This window comes from Cytobacillus solani, assembly GCF_006704205.1.
Classification (GTDB): Bacteria; Bacillota; Bacilli; order Bacillales; family Cytobacillaceae; genus Cytobacillus; species Cytobacillus solani.
On the sequence record NZ_CP041305.1, the window covers coordinates 663,903 to 687,592 of the forward strand.

23 protein-coding genes are annotated in these 23,690 nt (G+C 39.0%); 5 read left to right on the top strand and 18 right to left on the bottom strand.

Translation table 11 applies throughout. The annotated features are described in order from the left end of the window. Nucleotides 1-3 precede the first annotated feature (3 nt). The 13 genes from FI644_RS03385 to FI644_RS03445 all read right to left on the bottom strand — a co-directional run bounded on the left by FI644_RS03385 (nt 4) and on the right by FI644_RS03445 (nt 12,880). Nucleotides 4-1,485, bottom strand: coding sequence for an o-succinylbenzoate--CoA ligase (locus FI644_RS03385; protein WP_142108033.1), 1,482 nt, complete (start codon nt 1,483-1,485; stop codon nt 4-6). A gap of 14 nt (nt 1,486-1,499) precedes the next feature. After that, nucleotides 1,500-2,102, bottom strand: coding sequence for a TetR/AcrR family transcriptional regulator (locus FI644_RS03390; protein ID WP_053474738.1), 603 nt, complete (start codon nt 2,100-2,102; stop codon nt 1,500-1,502). Nucleotides 2,103-2,453: 351 nt separating this feature from the next. Next, entirely contained in the window at nt 2,454-2,765 is a 312-nt protein-coding gene (locus FI644_RS03395) for a DUF6092 family protein (RefSeq protein WP_142108034.1), read from the bottom strand. Next, the gene (locus FI644_RS03400; RefSeq protein WP_142108035.1) at nt 2,743-3,267 is read right to left on the bottom strand and encodes a nitroreductase family protein; all 525 of its coding nucleotides are present in this window, start codon (nt 3,265-3,267) and stop codon (nt 2,743-2,745) included. The genes FI644_RS03395 and FI644_RS03400 overlap by 23 nt, the downstream gene beginning before the upstream one ends. 16 nt (nt 3,268-3,283) lie before the next feature. Then, the gene (locus FI644_RS03405; protein WP_231690023.1) at nt 3,284-4,096 is read right to left on the bottom strand and encodes an NADPH-dependent oxidoreductase; all 813 of its coding nucleotides are present in this window, start codon (nt 4,094-4,096) and stop codon (nt 3,284-3,286) included. Nucleotides 4,097-4,170: 74 nt separating this feature from the next. Then, nucleotides 4,171-5,118, bottom strand: a complete 948-nt coding sequence (locus tag FI644_RS03410; protein WP_142108036.1) for an aminopeptidase — start codon at nt 5,116-5,118, stop codon at nt 4,171-4,173. Nucleotides 5,119-5,133: 15 nt separating this feature from the next. Further along, nucleotides 5,134-5,805: an AroM family protein gene (locus FI644_RS03415; protein ID WP_142108037.1), complete on the bottom strand. Its 672-nt coding sequence runs from the start codon at nt 5,803-5,805 to the stop codon at nt 5,134-5,136. Nucleotides 5,806-5,854: 49 nt separating this feature from the next. After that, the gene (locus FI644_RS03420; RefSeq protein ID WP_142108038.1) at nt 5,855-6,802 is read right to left on the bottom strand and encodes a DUF1177 domain-containing protein; all 948 of its coding nucleotides are present in this window, start codon (nt 6,800-6,802) and stop codon (nt 5,855-5,857) included. A 22-nt stretch (nt 6,803-6,824) separates the two neighbouring features. Further along, nucleotides 6,825-7,886 (bottom strand): S-methyl thiohydantoin desulfurase family protein, encoded by a 1,062-nt coding sequence (locus tag FI644_RS03425; protein WP_053474731.1) that lies wholly within the window; start codon nt 7,884-7,886, stop codon nt 6,825-6,827. Nucleotides 7,887-7,897: 11 nt separating this feature from the next. Beyond that, entirely contained in the window at nt 7,898-9,517 is a 1,620-nt protein-coding gene (locus FI644_RS03430) for an OPT/YSL family transporter (RefSeq protein WP_053474730.1), read from the bottom strand. A 52-nt stretch (nt 9,518-9,569) separates the two neighbouring features. Beyond that, nucleotides 9,570-10,487 carry a DMT family transporter gene (locus FI644_RS03435; RefSeq protein ID WP_053474729.1) on the bottom strand — a complete coding sequence of 306 codons (918 nt, stop codon included), beginning with the start codon at nt 10,485-10,487 and terminating at the stop codon, nt 9,570-9,572. A 44-nt stretch (nt 10,488-10,531) separates the two neighbouring features. Continuing rightward, on the bottom strand, nt 10,532-11,188 hold the full coding sequence (locus FI644_RS03440) for an aspartate/glutamate racemase family protein (protein WP_056682932.1): 657 nt from the start codon (nt 11,186-11,188) through the stop codon (nt 10,532-10,534). 165 nt (nt 11,189-11,353) lie between these two features. Beyond that, the gene (locus FI644_RS03445) at nt 11,354-12,880 is read right to left on the bottom strand and encodes a PucR family transcriptional regulator (RefSeq protein WP_142108039.1); all 1,527 of its coding nucleotides are present in this window, start codon (nt 12,878-12,880) and stop codon (nt 11,354-11,356) included. A gap of 453 nt (nt 12,881-13,333) precedes the next feature. Between FI644_RS03445 and FI644_RS03450 the strand changes: the two genes are divergently transcribed. The 3 genes from FI644_RS03450 to FI644_RS03460 are packed head-to-tail and all read left to right on the top strand — an operon-like array spanning nt 13,334 to nt 14,394. After that, nucleotides 13,334-13,699, top strand: coding sequence for a DUF2089 domain-containing protein (locus FI644_RS03450; protein ID WP_053474726.1), 366 nt, complete (start codon nt 13,334-13,336; stop codon nt 13,697-13,699). A gap of 13 nt (nt 13,700-13,712) precedes the next feature. Next, nucleotides 13,713-14,102, top strand: a complete 390-nt coding sequence (locus tag FI644_RS03455) for an SHOCT-like domain-containing protein (protein ID WP_053474725.1) — start codon at nt 13,713-13,715, stop codon at nt 14,100-14,102. Between the two features lie 10 nt (nt 14,103-14,112). Then, nucleotides 14,113-14,394 carry a hypothetical protein gene (locus FI644_RS03460; RefSeq protein ID WP_053477450.1) on the top strand — a complete coding sequence of 94 codons (282 nt, stop codon included), beginning with the start codon at nt 14,113-14,115 and terminating at the stop codon, nt 14,392-14,394. 306 nt (nt 14,395-14,700) lie between these two features. Here the strand turns inward: FI644_RS03460 and FI644_RS03465 are convergent, their stop codons facing one another. From FI644_RS03465 to FI644_RS03485, 4 genes are all read right to left on the bottom strand, one after another. Next, nucleotides 14,701-15,723 carry a DUF4179 domain-containing protein gene (locus FI644_RS03465; RefSeq protein WP_053474724.1) on the bottom strand — a complete coding sequence of 341 codons (1,023 nt, stop codon included), beginning with the start codon at nt 15,721-15,723 and terminating at the stop codon, nt 14,701-14,703. Further along, nucleotides 15,716-16,249 (bottom strand): sigma-70 family RNA polymerase sigma factor, encoded by a 534-nt coding sequence (locus FI644_RS03470; RefSeq protein WP_053474723.1) that lies wholly within the window; start codon nt 16,247-16,249, stop codon nt 15,716-15,718. Before FI644_RS03470 ends, FI644_RS03465 begins: the two co-directional genes overlap by 8 nt. Nucleotides 16,250-16,552: 303 nt before the next feature. Further along, a complete protein-coding gene (locus FI644_RS03475; RefSeq protein ID WP_053474722.1) occupies nt 16,553-17,383 on the bottom strand; it encodes a nucleotidyltransferase domain-containing protein in 831 nt (276 codons plus the stop codon). A 620-nt stretch (nt 17,384-18,003) separates the two neighbouring features. Beyond that, a complete protein-coding gene (locus FI644_RS03485) occupies nt 18,004-19,020 on the bottom strand; it encodes a serine hydrolase domain-containing protein (protein WP_056682926.1) in 1,017 nt (338 codons plus the stop codon). Between the two features lie 328 nt (nt 19,021-19,348). On the opposite strand from FI644_RS03485, the gene FI644_RS27465 reads away from it, so the two are divergent. Next, complete coding sequence (locus FI644_RS27465; RefSeq protein ID WP_439952622.1) at nt 19,349-19,588, top strand: TetR family transcriptional regulator C-terminal domain-containing protein; 240 nt, start codon at nt 19,349-19,351, stop codon at nt 19,586-19,588. 232 nt (nt 19,589-19,820) lie between these two features. After that, nucleotides 19,821-20,636, top strand: coding sequence for a DMT family transporter (locus FI644_RS03495; RefSeq protein WP_231690022.1), 816 nt, complete (start codon nt 19,821-19,823; stop codon nt 20,634-20,636). Between the two features lie 83 nt (nt 20,637-20,719). Here the strand turns inward: FI644_RS03495 and FI644_RS03500 are convergent, their stop codons facing one another. After that, nucleotides 20,720-23,536: a DUF8508 domain-containing protein gene (locus tag FI644_RS03500; RefSeq protein ID WP_142108040.1), complete on the bottom strand. Its 2,817-nt coding sequence runs from the start codon at nt 23,534-23,536 to the stop codon at nt 20,720-20,722. Nucleotides 23,537-23,690 lie beyond the last annotated feature (154 nt).

Below are 23,690 nucleotides of genomic sequence, written 5' to 3' on the forward strand. Positions count from 1 at the left end.
ACTTCACCTGCTTTCTATGAGTTTTGTTTTTTGAATTTTTCCGGTGGCATTCTTTGGCAGTTCCTTTAAAAATGTAACTTTCTTTGGAATTTTATATTTTGCCAGATTTCCTTGACAGTATTGAATGATGTCTTCCTCGGCTAAAGCGCTTCCATTTCCCTTTACAATAAACGCTGCAGGCACCTCACCCCAAAGCGGATCCGCTTTTCCGACTACGGCAACTTCATCTACACCTTCCATTTGGCTGATGACCTGCTCCACTTCGAGCGGATAAATATTTTCCCCACCCGAAATGATCATTTCTTTTTTCCTGCCTACGATAAACAGGAAGCCTTCATCATCTGTTTTCGCTAAATCTCCTGTCAGCAGCCACCCTTCTTTCAGTGCATCCTTAGTGGCATCAGACCGGTTCCAATATTCTTTCATTATATTTGGCCCTCTAACAGCTAACTCGCCAACTTCACCCTTGTCAACCTCTTTCCCCTCCGAATCAATCAGCTTGTATTCGGAAAATAACACAGGCTTTCCAATGGAGCCTCTCTTTCTTGGGGCGTCCTCTTTTGATAGCATAAATAGAGTAGGAGACGTTTCAGTCATTCCAAATCCCTGGCCAAATAAGAAGCCTCTATCAAAATAGGCATCTATTAATTCTCTCGGACATGGTGCTCCACCATTATAGAACCAGCGGACTGTACTCAAATCAGCGGAATTGAATGCTGGGCTCGTGAGCAATGCGTGATGGATGGTCGGAACTCCCATCACCACGGTCACCTTATACTTTTCAATCATTAAGAGGGCTTTTTCCGGATCGAACTTTCCGGGGATGACGATCGTTCCGCCTGAAAATAAGGATGGAAACGCGAATAGCCCGATTCCCCCAATATGAAACAATGGAAGGAGCACGATGCAGCGATCCTCTGACGTCAAATCGATAGCAAGCTTGTTATTGACGGCATTCCAGAACATATTACTTTGTGTCAGCACAGCGCCTTTTGGCTTACCAGTTGTCCCTGATGTATAGCAGATAATGTATGGTGCTTCCTCATCAATCGTACACTCAAAAGGAGCACTAGTTTGAGTCCCCTGGCATAAATCCTCCATGAACGCCAAATCTTCAAGTTCACTTTGCTCAACAAGGGATGCAGCAAACTCCGCATTTTCTTTTTCGGCATAGATGATTTTTGAGCCGCTATCATTGAGCTGGAAAATAAGTTCCTTCGCGCTTAACCGAATATTTAACGGGATCGCTACACATTCTGCCTTAGCAATAGCAAATAAAAGGACAATGTATTCCATCCGATTGTGCGACAATATTGCGATGCGCTCCCCATTTCTTCCTTTCAGCTTTTCCTGAATCTTTCTAGCAGCAGAATCTATCATTCTATCCAGCTGCTTATACGACACTTTTTCGTTATCTGTAATAATTGCTGTTCGATCTGGATGTGTGTATGCCCATTTCTCAATCCAATAGGCAATCCCTTTCATCGAACTCCCCCTCTTTACTTTTTTAACCCTTGGAAGATAAGAGTCATCGCAGCATCAAATGCTTCTTCAGGAACTTCTTTCTTTTCCCAATACACCCATCTCATTCCTAAAAACTGTCCAATAGACATTAAACAGTAAGCGACTGTCTCCTGGTCAAGATTCTTAAATTCACCCGCCTCCATTCCTTGTGACAGACTCTTTAAAAATCCATTGGCAAGCTTGCCATAATACCAGCGGAATAGCTCCTGATCCACTACAACAGCCTGTTGTACAATGCTGTACAAATTGGGGTGATTTTTTACCCAGCTGAAGAAAGCGAAGAAGCCGTTTCGCTGTGCTTCCTCAAAAGAAGAGCTTCCTGCCATTCCTTCTTTAATCGCAATGCGCAAATCCCGGCTGTAGCTCCGGATTAACTCATCATAAATATCTTTTTTTGAAGGAAAATAATTATAAAACGTTCCCTGCGCAACTTTGGCTTCCTGTGAAATATTAACAATGGAAGCCTCAAAATATCCCTTCTGACCAAAGACCTCTTCAGCTGCTCTTAAAAGCTTCTCACGTGTTTCGATTCCTCTTGGGGTTAGTGCTTTTTCCTCAGATATATTATTAGTTGACACCTGAATCACCTCTCAACTTTATTATAAATAATATTCTTAAAATTACAACAATAAATTTCTATTTTTAAAATTACTAAATTAATAGGTTGATAAAACAGGGACGGTTCTCCTATTTTTTCAATTCAAAGGAATAATAGAAAAAGAAACACAGAAATTTCTCCTATACTAAAGAAACGATGTTGGAGGGAGAAAATGCTAGAGAGGAATTTAGTTGATCAAATCTAATGAACTAGTAAAAATTTACCTTTTTCAAAAACCAGCAAAAAATAATATTTAAATACAAATAAAGGGGAACACAACATGTCGAAATGTTATGTTCCCCCATTTATGTTCTATGCACCTTAAGAAATCTTATTTATTTACCGTTATATCTACAAGATTAAGAATCGATTCATCCATTGCCTTTCCAAACTCTTCTGGCTCGGTCATCGCTTTCCATCTTGCGTTTCTTACAGCTGCTAAGCCTTCCTCCAGTGCCTCATCCTGTATTCCTGCTTCTTTCAGCAGGTGCAGCGCTTTTTCCATTGAATCGATCATCCGCATTGGTCCGTAGCTATGAGGCTCCCTATATAATCCTTTCGCGCTCGTTAATGTATAGGCAACATAATCTAGAAGGTCTTCTTGTAAAAGCTGGGCAGTCTTAGTATTTTCCGTAGTGATCAAAAGAAATAACCTCCTGTACATGCTTGCTCGTTTTGGGGCGCGGCGGCCTATCAGCATAGCCTAAGCTTATAAGAAGCTCTGGTTCTATTTCAGGTGGCAGGTCAAGTATGCGTTTAATAGACTCCTTATGGAAGGAGCGTACAGGGCAGTTTCCTACCCCATCGGAATGGGCAGTGAGAAGAATGTAGGCTGCTGCTATCCCGAGATTCACAAAACGCAGCACTTCTTCCGAATCCTTCCCGCCCCGAATGAACGACTCATTTGCATTGGAGCATAAGACAACGATCGCGGCAGGATTGCCTGATAATCCAGGGGCAAACCGTTTCATGTTTTTTATTTGTCTTTCATCCTGAACGATCACAAAATGAGATTCTTGTGCATTACTGCCAGAAGGACTATTTAATATCGCATTTTCGATGTCTTTCATTATTTCCGTTGGCAATACACGCGGATCAAAGGACCTGGTACTCCGCCTTGTTTTAACGGCTTCTATTACTTCCATTCTATTCTCACTCCCTTTACCGTATCGAAAATCCAAGTTCTTCAAGGGTTTGTTTTAGATTTTCTCTTAGGCTTGCTGAAACAGCAATTGTTTCAGGGCGGGTGCATCGCCGCGCTGTGTGCTCACACCAGCCGTAATCCACCCCATGTTTTTCGGGTTCTCCTGCTAAAGAAACTCTGCGCCCGTCATACGTTTTTCGTGAAATCATCGTTTGGTCATATTCATTTAGATAGTGATCTCTATTTTCTGTAGAATAGATTTCATCATGAACGGTTAGTTGTTCTGGAAGCCGAGGCTTGACCCCTCTTCTAACACCCTCTCGTTCAAATCCTATGGCTAATCCAGCAACTGCAAAAACACCTTCAGGCAGTTTCAATTCCTTCGCCACAGCTTTTGGATCATTCCTAATGGAACCAACAGGAACACACCCTAGTCCAAGGGATTCAGCGGCAACTAAAGCATTTTGTAAGGCCAATGAAGCATCAACGGCAGAAAGCAGAAACATCTCGAGTGTCTCAGCTGCAAATGTATAGCCTTGTTTAGCCGTTACATATTTTAAGCGATTAATATCAGCACAAAATACTAGATATACAGGGGCTTCTCTAATAAAATGCTGATTGCCTGATAATGTGGCTAATCGATTCTTCCGTTGTTCATTTTTGACGATAATGATACTGTATGCTTGAAGATTGGATGATGTGGGCGCACTGCGTGCAGAAGCTGTAATGGCCTGTAAAGCCCCTTCTGGAATAGGCTTTGATTGAAATCCCCTGACAGATTCATGGCTAGTAAGAGTCTCAATTGTTTGATTGAGACAATCATTTGCCAAATGGAGTTCTTCTAGTTCTAATCGATTGGAAGCATTGATTGGATTAGATATGTTACATCCACCCTTTACTACACTTAGATTTTAAATACTCCTTTTTCCATGAGCAGTTCTTCGTTTATATAAACATCGGGCTGTTTGACTACCCCATCTATGTGCACGCCCGCTGATACGTTTCCGCCAAAGGTATTGTTGCTGCCAAAGGCAACATGAATTGTTCCGTAAACCTTTTCATCCTCAAGCACAACACCTGTAATACGGGCTTTGTTATTTGTACCAATTCCAAATTCCCCTAGAAGTCTGCCGTCGCCTTCACCTAATATCTCTAGTAACTTTGCCCCTTCCTCTCCCTTCGCCTCAACAATCCGTCCATTTTCAATAGAAAGAAGGACTGGTGATTGCAGTTTGCCGATGCCTGCAATGGAGCCGTCAATTAGGATTTGCCCATTTGCCGTTCCCTCGATAGGAGCGATGTACGCTTCTCCAGATGGCAGGTTTCCTGACTCTCCAGCATGTAAATACATCCCCGTACTCGGAATGCCATCCCGTCCCGAAATGGAGAATGAGAGTGAGTATCCATCCTTCTCAATTCTTACTGATTCCCCTTCGGTCAAAATTTCTGTCACACGATCTGTAAGTACTTTTACTTCTGCATAATCAGCGGAAATCGCTCCCTCTAAAAACATATCTTCTGTAATACCCGGCATCGTCGCTAAGCGAGTACCTGAAGCAGCGGCTTTTTTCCTTGCTTCTGTATGGGTTAAGGAATGCTCTGTTATGCATACAGCAACATCTGCCTGCAGCATGGCAGCAGCAACGGCAGCTGGCGGCTCTTCTCCTGATCTTTCTCTTTCCTGCATGACAATCAGCAACGAATCAGCCCCAAGCAGCTTTCCAGCTTCGTACAAAGATTCAGCAAGCTCCTTTTTGACATCATCTGCCACGACAAGGAACTGTTCATCTTGTTTTAAACCGAGGCATTTCGATAGTACATTTTTGCTTGTTTCAATCAATTGTTCTTTCATTGCTACCATCCTTTTCTAAATCATTTCTGAAGTTAATTTTGCCATGATTGCATTCGATAAAATGACAGGAAGTCCCGTTGCCTTTGCAATCATTTCACGCGCCTCTTCCGTGTATCCCATACAATCTAGTAAAATAATGTCCACTTTGTTTTTTAGGTTTTCTGCCGCTTCTGCATAGCCTGTTTGATCATGATGATAGGGAGAGGCTACAGCGAAAAAAGGATCTAAGCCAAAGGGAGAAAATTTTGGATACAGTGTTTCTTTTTGTTCACTAAGCGGGACGATGACCCCAAACCGGCGGTCTCCAACCATCGCCTTTACGGTTGGCGGGATTACATGATCAGGTTCGATCAGATTCGATGATGTAGTTGTCAGTCCTGGAAAAACGCCTGTACATAGAAGAAGAATCTGTTTAATGCCTTGCTTTTCGAGATAAGTTATTTTCTCCTGTAAAATAGGTTTAATTTTTTCACGAGACATAACGACCGACTCATTTGTTACTAAACGAGAGGTTAATACATAATCATCCTTCTCAGGGTACAAATTTTCTTCAATATACGCCTTTGTCATTCCATCTAAAACACCTACCTGCACCAACTCTGCACGTCCATCCAAGTATTTTTCAATAATAGGTGCAACATCTGTACGCGGAGCCTGGCCGATGGTGATCATTCCTAGCTTTTTCATTTCCTTCACCCCTTTATAATAGAAAAAGGAGGGCACCGCCCCCCTCTATTTATTGCTGAGCAGTTTTTTGCCCTAATGTTTGTAATACTTTCATTGAACCATATAATTCTGTGATTTTATTAAATTCATCATTGCTGTAAAATTTACATGTTCCATTTGTCGCTTCTTTAGCCACTTCCACCGCAAACCGAACGGCATCCGCAATGTCTGTTTCATGACTTGCTCCTGTTCCGCATCCAGGAACAATTGACTGAGCTGTAATGGCTACCCCAACAACAGGAGAATCCGTTGCAACCGCAGGCTGTAAGATCGAATTAATATGATAGAGGTCATTTCCATATGGAGTGATATCTTGCGTTGTGATCGGGAAGGTTACAGGCAATTGGCCTGTCGACATCTCCATAATTCTTAGCAAGTCATCACTTACGCGTAAAATGTACCCTTCTTTTACAGTTGGAGAAATCGCAATTCCTTTATGATTGACAACTCGATTCCCTTTCGTTGTATCAATAGAAAGGATTACATCCATTTCAGGCAGTACTTCATATTTATTCATGGTTAAAATATCTACCGGTGAGTCCATGAAATCAACCGGATCATGCGGAAGTGTTGGCGCATCTGGACAGATATGGGTAGTAACCAATACATCTCCAAGGAGTGTGTCCCCCTTTGATTGCATATCAGCAAGTTTCAGGGCTGAAGCGACCGCTGCAACAGCTCCGTCAGCATCTGACACGAGACCAATTCGGCTAGGGCGGGCACCAATGCCTCCAAGACGACCTATAATACCAACTGTCGGTGCATTTCCACCTTTACTCTTCCCCTCTGACCCTAGGATAACAACTTTAACAAAATCTGTGCTTCCCTTTTCACCTGTAACAGTCTGAACCGTTACTTCAACGTTTGCATACGGACTGAATAATTCCTTCACCTTTTCTCCAGTTACGTAAGCACTTTCTAGAGATTCCATCACTGTTAATGTTTGCTTAAGTACCATTTAAAACCTCATCCCTTCTATTTTAGAAACTGTATTCAAGAATCGATTTCTTAATGATTTCTTCTACCGGCTTCATCAATTTTTCATTTCTCATCGTGCTGCTCAAAATTAGATGTTCCTTTGGTACGGAAATGACGGCAATTTGCTGGCCTTTTTGGATGGCTGCTGAGACAATTGGTTCTGCAGTTCTTGCATCCAGAGTCATGATTAGGTCTGGAAACGTGCCAAATCTCTCGCCATTTTTTTCAATCGTCATATATTCATTCCAGAAGGTCATTTCAAAAGCATCATTAATCGTTACCGTTCCAACATCAAAGCCTCCAGTCGTTTCAAGGGTAAAATCGGTTACAAGCCCCTCTGTTACCACTTTCCCTCCAAGCTTCTGCACAACCGCATCAATCGCAGCTTCACCTGTATGACTTAGCAATGCTTGTCCAACCTCAATGGCCTGCTGGATGGCCCCTGCTGCACCATTCGCCTTTGCATAAGCGGCAGTAATTGGATTTCTCGCAACCGCTAATAAACCTCCAGCTTCAACAGAAGCTTTACGAATCAAGGTTGATGCCTTGTCCAGTGATCCAGAAATGCTCAATTCCATATAGTTGGAACCCTTCCCGCCAACAGCTGCTTGATGGGAAACATACTTCTCCTGCTCAGATAGATTCATCGAACCCATTGAGCCAGTTGGATGCGCTCTTCCATTGCAAGGGATATCCACGACTGGAATGCCTGTTATCGCGGATTGGAACCATCCATTCACTGTCGTTCCTGCACCATTTTCATTGGTGATAATTCCTTGAATCGGTTTTCCGATCTTTTGAGCAAGAATTTCAAGCGCTTTTGAATAATGAATCGGTTTCAAATAGGCATCCTTTGCCGCGGGGGCCCCAACTAGTGAAACGGTTACAAGCAAATCTTCATCCTGAACCTCATCTGCTGTAAGGAGGACCGGCTGGCCAATATCAACTGCAAGCCTGCCGATTTGGAGGCCTTCTTCAATCCAGCCTCCTCCTCCGCCTCCTAAGACTGCACCGCCATAGACGGCATATTCTACCATTTTTTTGTCTAATTGAATGTTTGCCATTTTAATTCTCCTCACTTACCCATTTTAAATACGGAATTGAAGAAGCTATACAATGCGTCACCCGCAATAAACCCTGCTGCTAAAATACTCATTGGTGTATCTGCTTCTTTTCCTTTCGCTTTTCTCCAGATGATGCGAATGAGAATCCCTGCTAAAACTGCAAAGCCTGCATAAGGAGTCAAAATTAATAGACCTGTCGCTAGCATGACACCTAACTGACGGCTCGGTCCGCCGATCAATTGAATGATTGCACCTGGGATCGCCCATAGGAGAAGCTGCATAGCTACGTCTTTCGATGTCCCTGCTTCGATCGTTGATACATACACAGCATCAATTGGCGGAACTAAGTTCTGTGCAAAATAGCCTTTGTACGTGACAACTACTGTTAAAAGCGCTACACCAAATGCGATCATGGCAGTAATGTATTGCTGCTTTCTGCCCTTTATTTCAAATTCTCTGTCTTGCCCATTTCCACGCAGGATATGACCTGTTTTAAAGTCATAGCCCATATCTGCAAATGCCGGGCCCGTTGCTGCGCTAAAACCTGCAAGTAAAGCGAGTGCTAGCGGCGGGAAACCAACCATCATCCCGATCAGGAGTGTAATGAAGGCTACTGCAAAGGCAGGGAACCAGCCGGAGTGCATGGCTGCAATACCGACAATTAATTCATGGACGAATGCTGCAAAAGCTGCGAATACTAAGAATCCGATTAACATGCCTGGAGACATATCTGTAATAATTCCAGCTGTAAGAGCGATGATCAAAGCAATGACAACATAAACGATAAAACCTATTCCTAATGTTCTTCGTGCCTCTTTAATTGAACGAGTTAAGCCAGCTTCATCTGCTGTTTCTAGTGCTGCTGCCACCTCTTTATTGGCATTCTTTGGTGTTTTTTGCTTTGAAAAAATCAGCATAGAAACTTGAACCAATGCGACGATACCCGCACCAACCATGATTCCATGTGGGATATATAATGCATTTACATCGATGCCAAACACGGGTACCGAGTATTGGCGTATCAAAAGTCCAATCCCAAACATGGAAAGCGCCCAAATGTTCCCGATAAATGCAACCCCAAACGCTGACATGGGAATATGGAGAAATGAACCTATGATCCCGATTCCTGTACCAAGACCAAGAAGTCCAGCGCGCTTCCCGCCTTTATCTCCCGCTATAATGGCTTCTGCTGTCGCAACCCCAGGCGCCCATGTTCCGGATGCAGGAAATAGCTTGGAGTCAAATATTTTATAAAGGATGCCCGCATCGACAAACATCGCTAATGCTGCACCGATTAACATTGGAACGATTAATTCTGGAGCCCCCATCAGGAAGGGAATCCCAATCGGAATTAATAAACTATTAGCCGCACCGAATGTAGCTGCTGAAATAGAGGTTTGAACCAGGTTTTGACGGTGCATCGATTTGTATCTTTTAAAAAGAGTCATCGGGATTCTAGCAATCAGCATCGCTAAAAGAGCACCAATGATAGAAGTATTCGGTGTTACACCGAGACTAGTAATAATCTGCATCCCAATGATTGCACCGAAAACGGCTGTAACAATCGTCAAAATAAAAGTAACTGGCTCAAAAATACGCGGATGTTTTTTTTCCTTCTCTTCTAGATTCATCGAAATTCCCCCTATAAAGATAGATGTTGGTTCATTTTCTAATCTACTTTTTTCAATTTCTTTTCCATTCCTTCTTTTGTTTTAGACAATGTATAGTTTGTTTGTTTTTTACTAAACGTCTTTTCTGGACAATACTTATAAGAATTCCGGTGAAAACAAATACAGCACCAACTATTTGCTGAAATGTTACGACGTTCTGGTAAATCCAATAATCAAGCATCATCGTCATTAAAGGCTGTAAATTCAGAATAACGGCAGCCTTTACAGCACCTACATCATTCATTGCCTTATTCCAAAGAATGGTCGTAAGCCCTTGTCCAATAAGAACGGATGCGACAGCAAAGGCCCATATAGAAAGGGAATGACTCCAATCAATCGTGGTACTCGATAATATAAAAGGATCAAATATAATCGCACTGATCATAAAACTGTAGGTCGTAATGATAAAGGGTGATAAACGCTTAGAAAGCAAGCGGACAAATATAAGATTGCATGAAAATGTAGCTGTTGCACCAAACAGAAGGACATCCCCAATGTTGAATGCAAATTGTCCTCTCACTGATAGAACCAAATAGATTCCAAAGATAGCGATTAAACTGCCAAGAATCATTTGCATGGTTATCTTTTCTTTAAGAAAAACAGCAGCTAGTACAGCTGTAATTAAAGGAGCTAGGCTAAAAATTAACGAAGCATTCGTAGCTGAGGAATACTTCAATCCAGTAAACAAAAAGACTTGATTGGCGACCAATCCTATTAAACCTGCCAAGCAAAAAAGTAACAGTTCATTCCGTGTAAGCCGAACATAGGATTTCGCAAGGAATGCCACAAAACAAAAGAAAAGAGAAATAACCGTTAAACTAAAGGCTGATAGAAATAATGGCGTATATTCTTTTAATAAAAATTGACGAGCCAGATAGTTTCCTGCCCAAATAAACACACAGAATAAGAGAATTAAATAGGATTTGTTCAACGAACAACCTTCTTTCAAAGCAGCAAGGCTACCCTAGCAATCAATTATTTTCCATTGGAGGCTGTCAATTGCTTATCGAGCGCTGCGGCAAACATTCCCTCTGCTTCGACTGCATCAATAATCGGGACGCCTAATTCTTCTCTTAAAACATTCGCTAATCCAATCGTCGAAAAACCAGTACATGCAAACAATATGACCTTTGCTCCCTGATTGATCAGTGTTTTAGCAGCTTCCAGCCCTTTTTTACGGCCATCAGGGCTTAATAAATCAGTTGTATTCCTTACCCCTTCTGGTCTTTTATAACCCGTATACAGTGGACCTAGAAGACTTTCTATGACTGCTGGTGGTTCATTTGTTATTCCAATAACACCAACGGGTTCACCAATTGCTAATGCGGCAAGGGCAGCTGAACTGCCAGCCCCGATGACTGGGATCGATACTTCCTTTCGAATTTCAGCAACAGCCGGGTCAGCTGCACAGCTGATCACAATCACATGGCAGCCTTGCTGTTCAAGCTCCTTGCCCAGCTTTACGATCTTAGGGATAGCCACTTCTTCTGTTTCATCATTAAAGATCCCTAACGGCTGATCCGGTATACATTTTGTTACCGTTGGAACTTCATAGGTTTTGGTAATAACATTTCCATGCTGTTCAAGAATTTCTTGATCATCAGTTGTAAAAACACGGATAATACCAATCATCCATTCGCTCTCCCCTCATTAACAAATTCGCCAAAAACAATTCTGAATTCATCCAAATCATTGAATATTTATAATTTTAATGAAGTCTATATTTTTAAACAATGTCCCTCAGATATAAAAAAAATGGGAGACTATTATGCTCTGCGCACAATAGACCCCATTCAACTAATCCTTTTTTAACAGGTAATACACAATACAATAGTAATACTCAAATCGTTTTTGATGATTATCTAAATCAATATCAGACAGCTGCTTAATTCGGTCGATTCGATATTTAACTGAATTTCGATGTATAAATAATCGTTTGGCTGTTTCTATTAAACTTCCACCCGTGCTTAAATAATGATATAAGGTGGGCAGCAGATCCATCCCATTCTCTTGATCATATTTATAAAGATGTCCAATCCTTTTCTCTACATAGGCATCCATATCTACATATTCAGATGCATCGATTAATAAATCCAATATTTCTATTTCCTCATAGGTAAATACCCTTGGATTCAAATTCATTCTGACCCCAATCATGAGTGCTTTTTTTGCTTCTAAATAACTCCGATTGATGTTCCATAATTGTGTTTTCCCACCCAGGCCAAGACGAATCCCTTTCCAGTCATTCATAAAAGGAGTAAGGATTTCATTCCAGCAAAAAGACAGGTTTGATTGATGTTTTGGATCTGCATCAAGGCTTTTTGAAGCTAATAATAGAATGTATTTATCCCCTTGCCTGTGAATATGCGACTTCACACGTAATTTTTGAGACTCTAGATGAATGAGGTTCGTAACTTTATCGATGAATAAGGAAATGGATTCGCTATCAGACTCAACAACCGCAATTTCCCAATCGACCTCTGAATTAAATCCTAATTGACTGCCTTTATTGATAATGACTTGTTTAGATAGGGGAAGACCACTCAACAGTTCATCAATAAAATCCCCTCGGATTTTTTTCTCCGTTTCCAGTGCTGTTTTTCTTCTCATTAATTCCAAAGAAAATACTAGCCTTGCCTGCTCCACACAAATAAGCTCCAATTCATCTAATGCTTCCTTTTCTATAAAGAGCCTTCCTTCTATTTGTTTATCTACTGTAATATTCCAAAACTTCGTATGACTAGAGAGTTTATCTGCTGTATCTGATGGCGATTGAACAATGGTTTCTCCAGTCTTATCTACTAACCAGATTGAGGACTTTAATAATCCTGCCACATTGTCTGCAACCGCTTGAATGCCTTGATTTTCTAATACTAAAGTCGTCAATCTTTTGTATATTTCTTCTGATCGGCGAAGAAGAGAGCCTTGTTTATCAATAATCTGCTCCATAACCGCATTCGTAATATCCATATATGGAATATTGTTTGGAAGCTGAATAATAGGCAAATGATAGTTATTGCTCATTTGAAGCATTTCTATCGGCATATCATGTAAAAATCTTTCCGGTTTAATGGCTAATGCAGCTGCATTTGCCTTAGCCAGCTCTTCTACTAATTTAGGCAGTAAAGTGGGATCATGACGAATCGAGTAAGCAGTCGTCAGTAATAACTCCCCTTCTCTCAGCCACCCTTGGACATCCGGTACTTCCATAATATCCACGAATTTAACCATTCGATTTAATCCCTTTTCCCCACTAATCACCTTAGCCTCTTTTAAAACGGGAAGGCGAAGCAATTCAGATAATGTAATACCAGCAGGATTCATTTTTCTCCCCCCATTTCATTTTTTGAATAAAAACTTGTAAGCTTCTCTCTGAATAAAAATTATATTACCAAAGTAATTATAGTTTTAAATAGTTTAACATTTTAATAAGTGAAAAAATATACGATTTGAAATGTTTGGTGTTCACTAAAATATGGGCCTTTGCAAAGTTTAGTATAGAGGATTGGAATTGGACTGCTGAATAATCATCATCAGTTGGAATATTAATCAGCATTTCAAAGTCTAAGTAATCGTGCTCATTATGTAACTGAGTATTTTCACCAAGAGGATTGTCTGCAGCTTCAACTATTACTAATAAAAACCAAAACGTAAATTCATAATATTAAACAACAAATTAACATTATTAATTTTTTTAATAAAAAAATTTGATTTTATTGTTTATATTTTTATTTTCTTGTTGTATAATCAAATCAACTAAAAGGAAGGAATGTCATTATGGCTTATAAAGTAATTACAAATTGTCCTGTCTGCAGTAAAACATTGAAAATTACAAAGCTGCATTGCTCTCATTGTCATACGACGATTGAAAACGAGTTTGAATTATCTAAGCTGGCATCCTTATCAAAGGATCAGCTTCATTTTGTGGAAGTATTTTTAACATGCAGAGGGAATATCAAAGAAGTTGAAAAGGAACTGGGGATTTCGTATCCAACGGTTCGAGGCAAGCTGACAGACATCATTTCATCCCTAGGATATGAGCAGAAGAAGAAAAATGAAGTAGACGAGAAAAAAGTTGTCACCATGCTGGAAAATGGCGAAATCACACCAGAAGAAGCGATTAAGCTCTTAAAAGAGGAATAAGGAGGAATTTATCATGAAAGAGGAAATTACAAGAGTGTTAACGATGGTTCAAGAAGGAAAGATTGATGCAGATAAGGGCTCAGAATTGATTCAAGTATTAAGAGAGAAAGAAGAAACAGGTAATAAGCTTTTTGAAAAACCAACTAAATATTTAGATAAAACATTAAAAATTCGTGTGGTATCAACCGAAAATGATAACGTCACGGTCAATTTGCCTATAAAACTTGTCAGAGCAGTATTAATGGCTGGACACAGCATCGCAGCGAGTATTCCTCAATCGGAAAAATACGTTAAAGATATAGACATAAATCTTATTATTGAAGCAATCGAAAATGAATTAGATGGCCAAATTGTTGATATTAAATCAGCAAATGGGGATACCGTTTCGGTTATCATTGATTAGTGATTCGCTTATGATGCATGTAAAAGTGAAAGCAAAAGACGTTCGATTTACCATCCCCATCCCATATGCTATGTTAAACATGGTTATTTCCATTTTGTCCTCAAAATTTGTTCTGCACCAAGCAAACAAATGGACAAAAGAGCACTTCGAAAGAAAAAAATTGGACCTTGCCATTCCACAAATAGACAAAGAAATGCTAAAGCCTATCGTCCAGGAACTGAAAAATTATAAGGGGCTGGTGCTAGTAGATGTCAAAGCTAAGGACGGGACTGAGGTGAAGGTTAGACTATAGTTTATTAAAGAGTACACCGGCTACTGACAGGTATTTTGAAGAATGAGCTTAATTTCTTGCTCACCATAACGAGTAAATTGTAAAAAGACAATAAAGTTATTTCATTTTAAACGCTCAAACATGCAAAACCCCGTTCTACATTTAGGACGGGGTTCCTTTACTATACTAAATTCTTTAAAAAATCTAAGTTTTATTCAATAAATAGCGCTCTATAACTGAACAATGAAACTTCATTTCATATCATCTTTCAAAAAGATGTGTGATCTATTTTCTTGTTACACAAACCCTGAGTAAATCTTAAGAATGTTATTTTTCCTTATTTAAAGGAACGACCAGTTCTAATTCCTTTATTTCTTCCCTATAACCTTTATTGTTTATCTCAGCAGGCTTGATGATAAATGAATGAGGCATCTCATCCATTGGAGGCAGTACTAATACCATATGGTGTCCGTAATCTCCAGCCATACCAGCTTGTAGCTTTAGCCGATCATATACTTGGCCTTTATCATCGACTACTGCGAATTCAAACCATGGCCACGTATCGTTTTCATCCATTTTAGCAGGATAATCAATCGTTAAGTCTATTCGTGTTGATAGAGGTGAGAATGTTACTTTGTCAGCTGTTATTGCATAATCTTTATCGGTTGTTTTCGTTTTCACCTTTGGATAGAACTCATGAATAACCCCGTCTACTTTTTCAAGTGGAAAAGCTACATTCCATTTTCCTTTATATCCAAATAAATTTTCCCCATGAACCGCAACCTCAATTTTATCACCGTATTCATTATGATTAGATAAAGTAAGTTGATGATGTTCAATGATCGTCTTTGAGTCGATTGCATCTTGGCCTGTGGAGGCAATGGCAGGCTTGACCGACTGTCCGTTAATTGTTAGATCATTTATGCCAACCGTTTCTTCTGTAAGAGAAAGCTTTTTCTGACCTGTATATTCTACTGTTACGATTAATCGGCCCCCGTCGTAAACAGCTTCCTTTACAGTCATCGTTAAGCCATTTTGACTATCTTGTTTTTCAATTTCTGTCGTAAGTTGATCTTGCTGAATTTTATCGGATGCAATGTCACTAAATTTCGCATAAATAGGTCCGATAAGCGGGATATTTGATAATGCTTCTGCCATTCCTGTTGAAACAAAGCCGGAGCCTAGAAGGGTCATACATAATCCGCATGCAATCAATAGGGAATGCCTTGTTGTTCTTCCCATTTTTTTTCTTTTCTTTGCTTGGAGCATTGCCGTCTTTTCCCTAGCAACTAGCTTTTCAAGAGGTATATCAATATTATCAATAGAATGATTAAACTTTTCTTTATTCATAAAAATAGCCCTCCTTTAAAATCGGCCTCAGTTCTTTTTGCGCTCTATTCAAGTGCGATTTCACCGTTCCTTCGGGGTAATTCATGATGTTAGCAATTTCCCTTATGGATAGATCATGGTAATACCTCAGTAAAATAATCGTTTTGTATTTAGGGTCCAAGAACTTAAAGGCTTCAGATAAATCCATCGAATGAGCTATGTAATCTGCGCTTTCTTTAGAAATTAATTCAGCAAATATTTTCTCATCATCAGTAGTAAAATGCCGGGACTCTTTTCGAATAAAATCAATAGACTTGAAGACAAGTATTTTTATTATCCAGCTTTGAAAGCTAACTGGTTTTTTTAATGTTTTCAGTGAAGTGTAGGCCTTATAAATGGTTTCTTGATAAATATCAAGGGCATCTTGCTCATTTCTAACATATGAATAGGCTGTCCGATACAATTTATTACGAACAGAACTGATCAGAAGTTCAAACGCCTCATCATTCCCCTTTTTCGCTTCTTGCACCAATTTCTCAACATCCATTTGAGTATCCCCTCCTTTTCATAATAAAGTCGAATGAGGGAGTTGAATCGTTGCAAAAAAATTTTAAATAACAATCTATTTATTTATGTAATCTCGTTGGAATAATCGTACAATTAATATTTCATGTCACCGGAGGGAAAGGGCTACACCAATTTGATTACGCATAATTAGCATATTATTGATCAATCACATTACGCACCTAATTAAATGTAGGGTTAAAATTTGTTGAGGGTATACCATCTTTTATTCCATTAACCATAAATAAGCGCCATTACTCAATAATGGCGCCCGATTATGGAGAGTTTATAATACTTCTATTTCAGAAATCAAATCTTTTAAGTTCTTTACGGCTTGGTTTATCTCATCAATATCTGTTGAAAGAAGAGAAACAATTTCATCGATTCGATTTTTGTAGTTAACAGGCTTGATTGGAAAATCTTGAATCATAGCTACAGCTTTCTTTTCATTGATACAATACATTTCATTTTTCGCAAAGAGAACTTGATTCAAACAAGACATACTTCGAAAGCAATGACCCATCACATATGAAATATCATCTTTGTTAGCATTAGCTTCCATAAACATAAGAGAAAATGAAGCTTCAAAAGAAAAATATTGAATCATCGCTTCTTTTAATTTCTCAGGATAGGGTTCCGTTTTCTTTTTTAATTCATTTAGCGTGCCTTTGGGATCAGATAATACTTTACAAACTGCTAATTCTCCCATATACATCGCATTCAAATAACCGTGTGGGTGCCCAGTTTGATAATGAATGGACACATTCCCCGATCGACAGTCATCAATGATTTTACTTACTCGCTTGATATCACGAAATAGAAAATCCACTTGGTGTCCACGTACAACTAACCAACCACCACCGTTTACCCACTCGCCCCATTCACCTAAGGAGGTGATTAATTGATCTTTTTTTTCATCATTGAGATTTAATGCCACATTCTCGATATCATTGATATTAAAGCCTTTTGATTCATCATAGTAAATACCGATATCGATATCAGAATCCGGTCTGTGCGTTCCTTTCGCTCTAGAGCCTCCTAAAACGACTCCAACAACTCCAGGCAGTCCTTCTAATTCTTCTTTTATGTCTTGAATGATATTATCAATAGCTGCCATTATGTTTCACTCCGATCTTATTCAATAAAATGGCCCTCAAATAAAAAACGAGTGCTTATTCTTGTTCCAGGATAGCACCTTTAATTGAATAAACATAACACAATCAACCTGTTTTAATTCCAAGCTTAATTGATAAATCCATTTGTTCTTTAAATACCCCAGTCCCATTAATTGTTAGTAAAGTATCTCTTACATCTTGTTCAAATGACTCTACATTATCTCCCAGATAATGCTTAGATCCATACGATGTTGAATATAAATTTCCAAGTATGATTCAATTGTCCAATTAACTTCGTAAATACCTACAATTTTATTGTACCAATCGGAAAACCTGGTTGTTAACTGTCCTGTGCAAACCTTAGATCAAGAAGCTTCTGTTGACCGTTTAGAGAAAACCTATTCACCAAAAATCTCACAAGTGAAGATGGATACATAGGTCTAGACTTCGAATAATACCTAGAAGCTCCTCTAAATAAGTCATTTCCATATTTGTTCAATTAATCTCACCCGTATTAGGCTAGGCATAGCCTTCTAAAAAGATCGCTCCTGTTTGCGTAACAAAAAATTCATTTATGATCGTAAGAAAAGGAGCTATTGGTAGCCCCTTTTCCGATTTTACATTATAAAATTACTTTTTCAATTCCTTTAATCATGTCATAAGCTCCATCAGTTTCATTTGAGCAAACCACAATGGTAAGATGTGTATCAGGATAATGCACAGATCGAAAGTTTACCCCAGGATCATAGCCCATTAAGATATACTTCACAACACCATTTTGATTCGTTTCCATATATACTCCATAGCCATAATAAATATCTTCTACAACCTCCGTATGAGGCGTCAATAAAGTCAGAGTCATTTCTTTCGTTAACAGCTGATGATTCATTAATGCATCCCAAAAAATAATCATATCTTTTGCAGTCACATAGGCTCCCCCATCAGATGCAGGTTTTGCTGGGAGTGAATAGACATTTGTTTTCCAGCCACCATTGGGCTTTTCAATATAACCCAGAGCGACTCTCTCAGGCAATTCATCCATTTCAAAATATCCAGAATCAACCATCCCAGCCTTCTGAAAGATAAATTGCTCGATATAATCACTAAAGATGAGTCCACTAACATGTTCAACAATAAGACCTAAGACTATATAGCCCGAATTATTATAGTGAAAAGAACTACCAACTTCTGCTTTCATTTTTCTATTTTGAAACAATGGCAAGAAATCGTGCAACTTACGGATACGGTACATGGGTGTAGACACCCAAAGTTCTTCATAATCATCCATCTCATCTTCATCAAAATAATCTGGTATTCCAGATGTATGAGTGAGTAAGTGGTGGATCGTCACCCCTTCTTCAAAATGAGGAAAGTCGATATCCAGGCACTCTTCTACTTTCGTATCAAAAGAAATCTTTCCTTCCTCAACCAGTTGGCAAATCGCAATGGATGTGAAGATTTTACAGCCAGAAGCAATTGCATATCGAGTGGTTGTTTGATTTTTGATTTTTTCGGAACGATTAGCAAATCCATAACTTCCCGTTAAAACATTCTCTCTTGATTTTGTATAAAATGTTCCAGAAAATCGAATGCCCTCTTGTACTTTACCTATTCTATTCATTGCATCATTATGATTCATTTAAAGGCCTCCTAAATGTCCTTTTTACAAGTTTTTATTTTACAGATTGGAAAAATAAGAAAAAAGTACATTTAGTTAGACTCTTCACATTTGATAACAGATCATACGCTCATCTCCTTTTATAAAAGGTAGCATAATTCCAAAAATTTTAAAAATAACAAGAAGGTGGAAATTAAAATATTTATATATCCGAAATGATATGTTTTTACTTAAAGTTACTTGAACATCTTATGCCACGAACTGGACGCCCCCGCGAATTGAAAGTTTCTGCGATACGAGGATGACATCGAAAGCAGCCATCGAGCTGGGATTAAGGCGATCTGCAAGGATGCAGACAGAGAGGTCACACCCTCTAGGCTGTCTTTTGGTTTTGTCCGCTGTAAACTGTTCTCCTGAGCAACAACACATTCGAGATATGCTCGCCAAGGAGCGAGAAAAGGTTCACGATTGGATTAATAATTGTATAGAACGGGCCGTAGCAAATGGAGAGTTGCCTGATTCTACGGATATCCACATGCTGGTAACCTTATTTGAAACATTTCTTCGAGGAATTTCGACACAAGCTTAGGACGGTGTTCCATACGAGATAATTGATGCTGCCATTACTCAATTGATGAGCATATGGGATTCATTATCTGCTAGCTAAGCCAAGGGTTTAGAGGATAATTGAAGAAATTATACTAAATGACGGGCAACTTAGTTTAAAACAAAAAGTTTCATTAAAAATGTATTATAAATGATAACTTTTCGATAGAATATACCCTCGTATTTTGAAAAAAATTATATATGAGGGTACTTATTTGTTTTTACTCTTAACTGTTCAATTTTTTGGAAAAGATCGTTCTCAAGTTTTGGGTGTCTGGAAAAATAGAAGGACAGCTGTTCAACTGATTATTTTCGGATTACTCGGCATGCTTGCGGTTCAATACACGTATATGGCATCTATTAAATATGGCAATGCTGCTGTTGCAACACTATTACAATACTTAGCACCTGTAATGATTATCATTTACTTAATTTTACGTAAACAAGCTGTACTAACACGACAAGATTTGTTAACTGTTACGCTTGCTTTAGGAGGCTGCTTTTTCTTATTAACAAACGGTTCAATCTCCAGCTTATCTGTGCCGACACTTGCAATCGTTTGGGGTGTTTTATCTGGACTAGCTTTAGCATTTTACACCTTATATGCAGTTCCTCTCCTTGCGCAATACGATTCCCTTGTCATTGTTGGCTGGGCTATGATGATCGGTGGTTTTACATTAAGTTTTATCCATCCACCTTGGCAAATGGACTTTACAAACTTAACAGTAGAAGCCTATTTTTACTTAGTCTTCGTTATAATATTCGGTACAATGCTTGCATTCTGGTTTTATATAGAAAGCTTACAAAGTCTTTTACCTAAAGAAACAAGCCTTTTAGGCAGTTTAGAACCATTAGCAGCTGTTTTAACAACAGTCTTTTGGCTAAAAGAACCTTTTGGATTTTTTCAATGGGTTGGTACAGCCTGTATCATTGGGATGATATTATTATTGGCTTTGAATAAAAAGTCTTCTTCAAATACTAAGCAATCACAAAAAAATAAAAAGCCTTTCAGAATTAATCTTTTGTTATAAAAACGACCTTCATATGAGAAGGTCGTTTTTTGATTAAACTTAATTTATTTGATTGACAATTTGTCTCTTTGCCGTTATTTTTCCTAAAGACTTAATCTCAGAAGCGGTGAATGATTCTCTTTAGGAGCAAAAGGGGAAGGAATCTCTTCTCCTTTCGAATTTGTAAATTTAATAGAGGAAGGATCAGCCTTTTTGTCCAATGTCCATAGCATTATATTCTCTGCCCCTCTAATTTCCTTTACCTTATTCGTTTCAATTAGAACTTCCTTAATTTCTGTTCCAGTAAGATCAACAACCGTACCTTTTTGTGCAGAGCTTATAACAACTCTTGTTTTCTTTAAGCCTTCCCCTTTAAGGGTAGCTGATTTTTTAAGCCAAATTCCTTCGGTGATTGTTGAAGTTTTATCCATAATAATTAACGTATTGTCCTGACCGATGACAAGTTTTTTTGCTTCGAAATTGACAAGATCGTACACTTTGTCATATTTCGGCTCTTCTGGCTTAACCGGATCCTTTAGAATCGTTTGAATTAATACAGGATCATGGTCGCTTGCACGGCCATGTTCTTCCATAAAGCCGGAATTAATATGAACAATATCCACTTCAGTTGAAGCTGCTAAATTATTCGATACTAAAATATGATCTAAAACCTGTGCATTCCCTTGGTAGTTATAAGTATAACGCTCTTCAGCTGAAACTTTTTCTATCATATTTGTTAATTCTTGTCCTTTTAATGCTTTCAATGGATTAGAAAATTCAAAATCATTAAAGTCACCGAGCAATACAATATTTGCATTCGGGTCCTTTGATTGAATATCCTTGACAAAATTGTTTACAGCCGCAGAAATTTCCATCCGCTGTTTTTCACTATTTAAAACTGGAGGCTGAGTTTTTCCAAACAGAGGAAGATCCCCGCCTTTAGAGTTAAAATGGTTTGCAACAACAATGACATTTTCCCCTTTGAATTCAAACTGTGCTGCAAGCGGTTTGCGGCTTGAATTGAAAGCTGAATTCGCAGGGTCAATACGGCCTGGATTAAGTGTAAGCTTGCCATTCTCATATCCGACTGCTTCAGTTGGAGAGCCTTTTATACCATCCATTAATGATACTCGTTCAGGATTGTATAGGAAGCCAACGCGAATATTTCCACCTGGCTGTCCGCCATCTAATTTATCTACTGGAGCAATATCTGTATAAACATATGTTGGGCCGCCTAAAGACACTATTTTTGCGATTAATTTCGCCGCACTTTGGCTGGCATCAGTCGTTCCGCTGTCCGTTGGCCCATCATTATCCTGAACCTCTGTCAAGCCAATAATATCTGGCTGTTTCATATTCGTCACAATAGCTTCTGCTAGTCTAGTAACCTTTGAATCATCCGTTTTCGTTGAAAAGTTTTCTACATTGTATGATGCTATAGTCAGTTTTTCATCTTCCGGTACGATTGCTGTTGTTTCGCGTTCATTTGCCCCATGCACCAGCGGTGGCAATTTTTCTTTATCACTGAGGATTTTATAATTGCTGTAGCCATAGCTTACAACCCCCTGAATAGATCCATTGAAGCGATCCCCCATTTTAGCAACAAATGATTGATCATTAATATCAATTGTCATTCTTTCTGGGTTAAAATCCGTTTCTGTAATGCGTAATCCACCCGCTTTTGTATTTGTGGGAATATTCTCGGGAACAACGATAATTTCTCCATATTTCTGCGGTGCTACAACCTTAGGATTGTTAATCCGTACGAGCATTCCCTCAAGGCTCTCAAAAAAGTCAACGCCATCCTCCTCAGGATCAAAAGAAGTAAAACCATCGTTGTCGATCACTTCAAAAGGCGGCATACGATCTGCTCCGATTACAACAGGAGCAGGCAGTTCTTGATTGCTTTCAATCATTTGAATATTAGTTGCATTAATTTCAGTGACTGGGAGGTCCGTCTGCAGTTTTTCAGCATACCCTTCCAATACCCATTCTTTCACCTGACCACTAGCTTTTACAACATCTCCCACTTTTACATTATGGGATTTTTTATAAACTAAAATACCTTCAGAAGTGTTTGGGTCGTCATCCGGCTGCCTGTCTTGCATATAAAAATTGCTTCCATCAACTACATAAGTAACGATTCCCTCAATACCTGCCACTTTCTGATCTGCGTATGGAGAATAATGGCCGGCACCCTGAATATCATGAATACGGATAGTATCCTCCTGTTGGATGATATAATCATATTCAGTTACTTCACTGTCTGTTAGACCAGCTTTCACGGCAATCGCTTTAATAGTAACTGGAGCATTTATTTCGATCGGCTCAGTGTAAAGTGTGCTGAATTTAGCAGGCTCAGACCCATCCAAAGTAAAATAGATTTCTGCATCTTTAGTAGCTGTCGCTAATTCAACTTTTGTACCTTTAAAAACCGCACCTCCACCTGGGGAAGCAGTAACAGCTTGAACCTTATCAGGATCCGTGTCCTCGACAAATGAATAAGAAGTAGGGCTTTTCAAACCTGGAACAGCAAAGTAAGCTGCCAAAGTACCAGAAATAGTAATTTTCTTTCCTAAGTTCTCTGGGTGATCTGCTAGATTTAATGCCGTTCTAATAGAGCCTATTGGCAGCTGAACAGGCAAAATTTTTGTTGCATCTGTTTCATCTGCTGAATCTGCAATGGCAATATTGGTGGTAACTGTAAATGGTCCACTATGCTGATATTTGGGACCATTATTTGTGACACCAACAATGTACCCTTCAACCGTGGCCGAACCACTATTATTGGCAATTGCCTCCGCAACTGTAATTGTTGCCGCCGCTCTTGATGTATTCTCAAGGAACGGATTAAACAGGCTAAAAATCATTGTAAAAATCAGAATAAGGCTGAATGTCTTTTTCTGAGGTCTACCTCTCATTTGAACTCCTCCAGATTCTATTAAATTATTTATTCCTTCTTCTCATTTAGTTAAGCACGCCTCTATTATCTTCACAATTATATTTTTGTAAATTTTATATGAAATACCAAAAATAAGAAAAAGAGACTAGTCACTTTATAGGTTTAACTACTCA

What these genes read in the sequence shown, in the direction of transcription:
- FI644_RS03385 (WP_142108033.1), bottom strand. Translation starts at nt 1,485, where the DNA reads ATGAAAGGGATTGCCTATTGGATTGAGAAATGGGCATACACACATCCA.
- FI644_RS03400 (WP_142108035.1), bottom strand. Translation starts at nt 3,267, where the DNA reads ATGGAAGTAATAGAAGCCGTTAAAACAAGGCGGAGTACCAGGTCCTTT.
- FI644_RS03410 (WP_142108036.1), bottom strand. Translation starts at nt 5,118, where the DNA reads ATGAAAGAACAATTGATTGAAACAAGCAAAAATGTACTATCGAAATGC.
- FI644_RS03415 (WP_142108037.1), bottom strand. Translation starts at nt 5,805, where the DNA reads ATGAAAAAGCTAGGAATGATCACCATCGGCCAGGCTCCGCGTACAGAT.
- FI644_RS03420 (WP_142108038.1), bottom strand. Translation starts at nt 6,802, where the DNA reads ATGGTACTTAAGCAAACATTAACAGTGATGGAATCTCTAGAAAGTGCT.
- FI644_RS03425 (WP_053474731.1), bottom strand. Translation starts at nt 7,886, where the DNA reads ATGGCAAACATTCAATTAGACAAAAAAATGGTAGAATATGCCGTCTAT.
- FI644_RS03430 (WP_053474730.1), bottom strand. Translation starts at nt 9,517, where the DNA reads ATGAATCTAGAAGAGAAGGAAAAAAAACATCCGCGTATTTTTGAGCCA.
- FI644_RS03440 (WP_056682932.1), bottom strand. Translation starts at nt 11,188, where the DNA reads ATGATTGGTATTATCCGTGTTTTTACAACTGATGATCAAGAAATTCTT.
- FI644_RS03445 (WP_142108039.1), bottom strand. Translation starts at nt 12,880, where the DNA reads ATGAATCCTGCTGGTATTACATTATCTGAATTGCTTCGCCTTCCCGTT.
- FI644_RS03450 (WP_053474726.1), top strand. Translation starts at nt 13,334, where the DNA reads ATGGCTTATAAAGTAATTACAAATTGTCCTGTCTGCAGTAAAACATTG.
- FI644_RS03455 (WP_053474725.1), top strand. Translation starts at nt 13,713, where the DNA reads ATGAAAGAGGAAATTACAAGAGTGTTAACGATGGTTCAAGAAGGAAAG.
- FI644_RS03460 (WP_053477450.1), top strand. Translation starts at nt 14,113, where the DNA reads ATGATGCATGTAAAAGTGAAAGCAAAAGACGTTCGATTTACCATCCCC.
- FI644_RS03465 (WP_053474724.1), bottom strand. Translation starts at nt 15,723, where the DNA reads ATGAATAAAGAAAAGTTTAATCATTCTATTGATAATATTGATATACCT.
- FI644_RS03470 (WP_053474723.1), bottom strand. Translation starts at nt 16,249, where the DNA reads ATGGATGTTGAGAAATTGGTGCAAGAAGCGAAAAAGGGGAATGATGAG.
- FI644_RS03475 (WP_053474722.1), bottom strand. Translation starts at nt 17,383, where the DNA reads ATGGCAGCTATTGATAATATCATTCAAGACATAAAAGAAGAATTAGAA.
- FI644_RS03485 (WP_056682926.1), bottom strand. Translation starts at nt 19,020, where the DNA reads ATGAATCATAATGATGCAATGAATAGAATAGGTAAAGTACAAGAGGGC.
- FI644_RS27465 (WP_439952622.1), top strand. Translation starts at nt 19,349, where the DNA reads ATGCAGACAGAGAGGTCACACCCTCTAGGCTGTCTTTTGGTTTTGTCC.
- FI644_RS03500 (WP_142108040.1), bottom strand. Translation starts at nt 23,536, where the DNA reads ATGAGAGGTAGACCTCAGAAAAAGACATTCAGCCTTATTCTGATTTTT.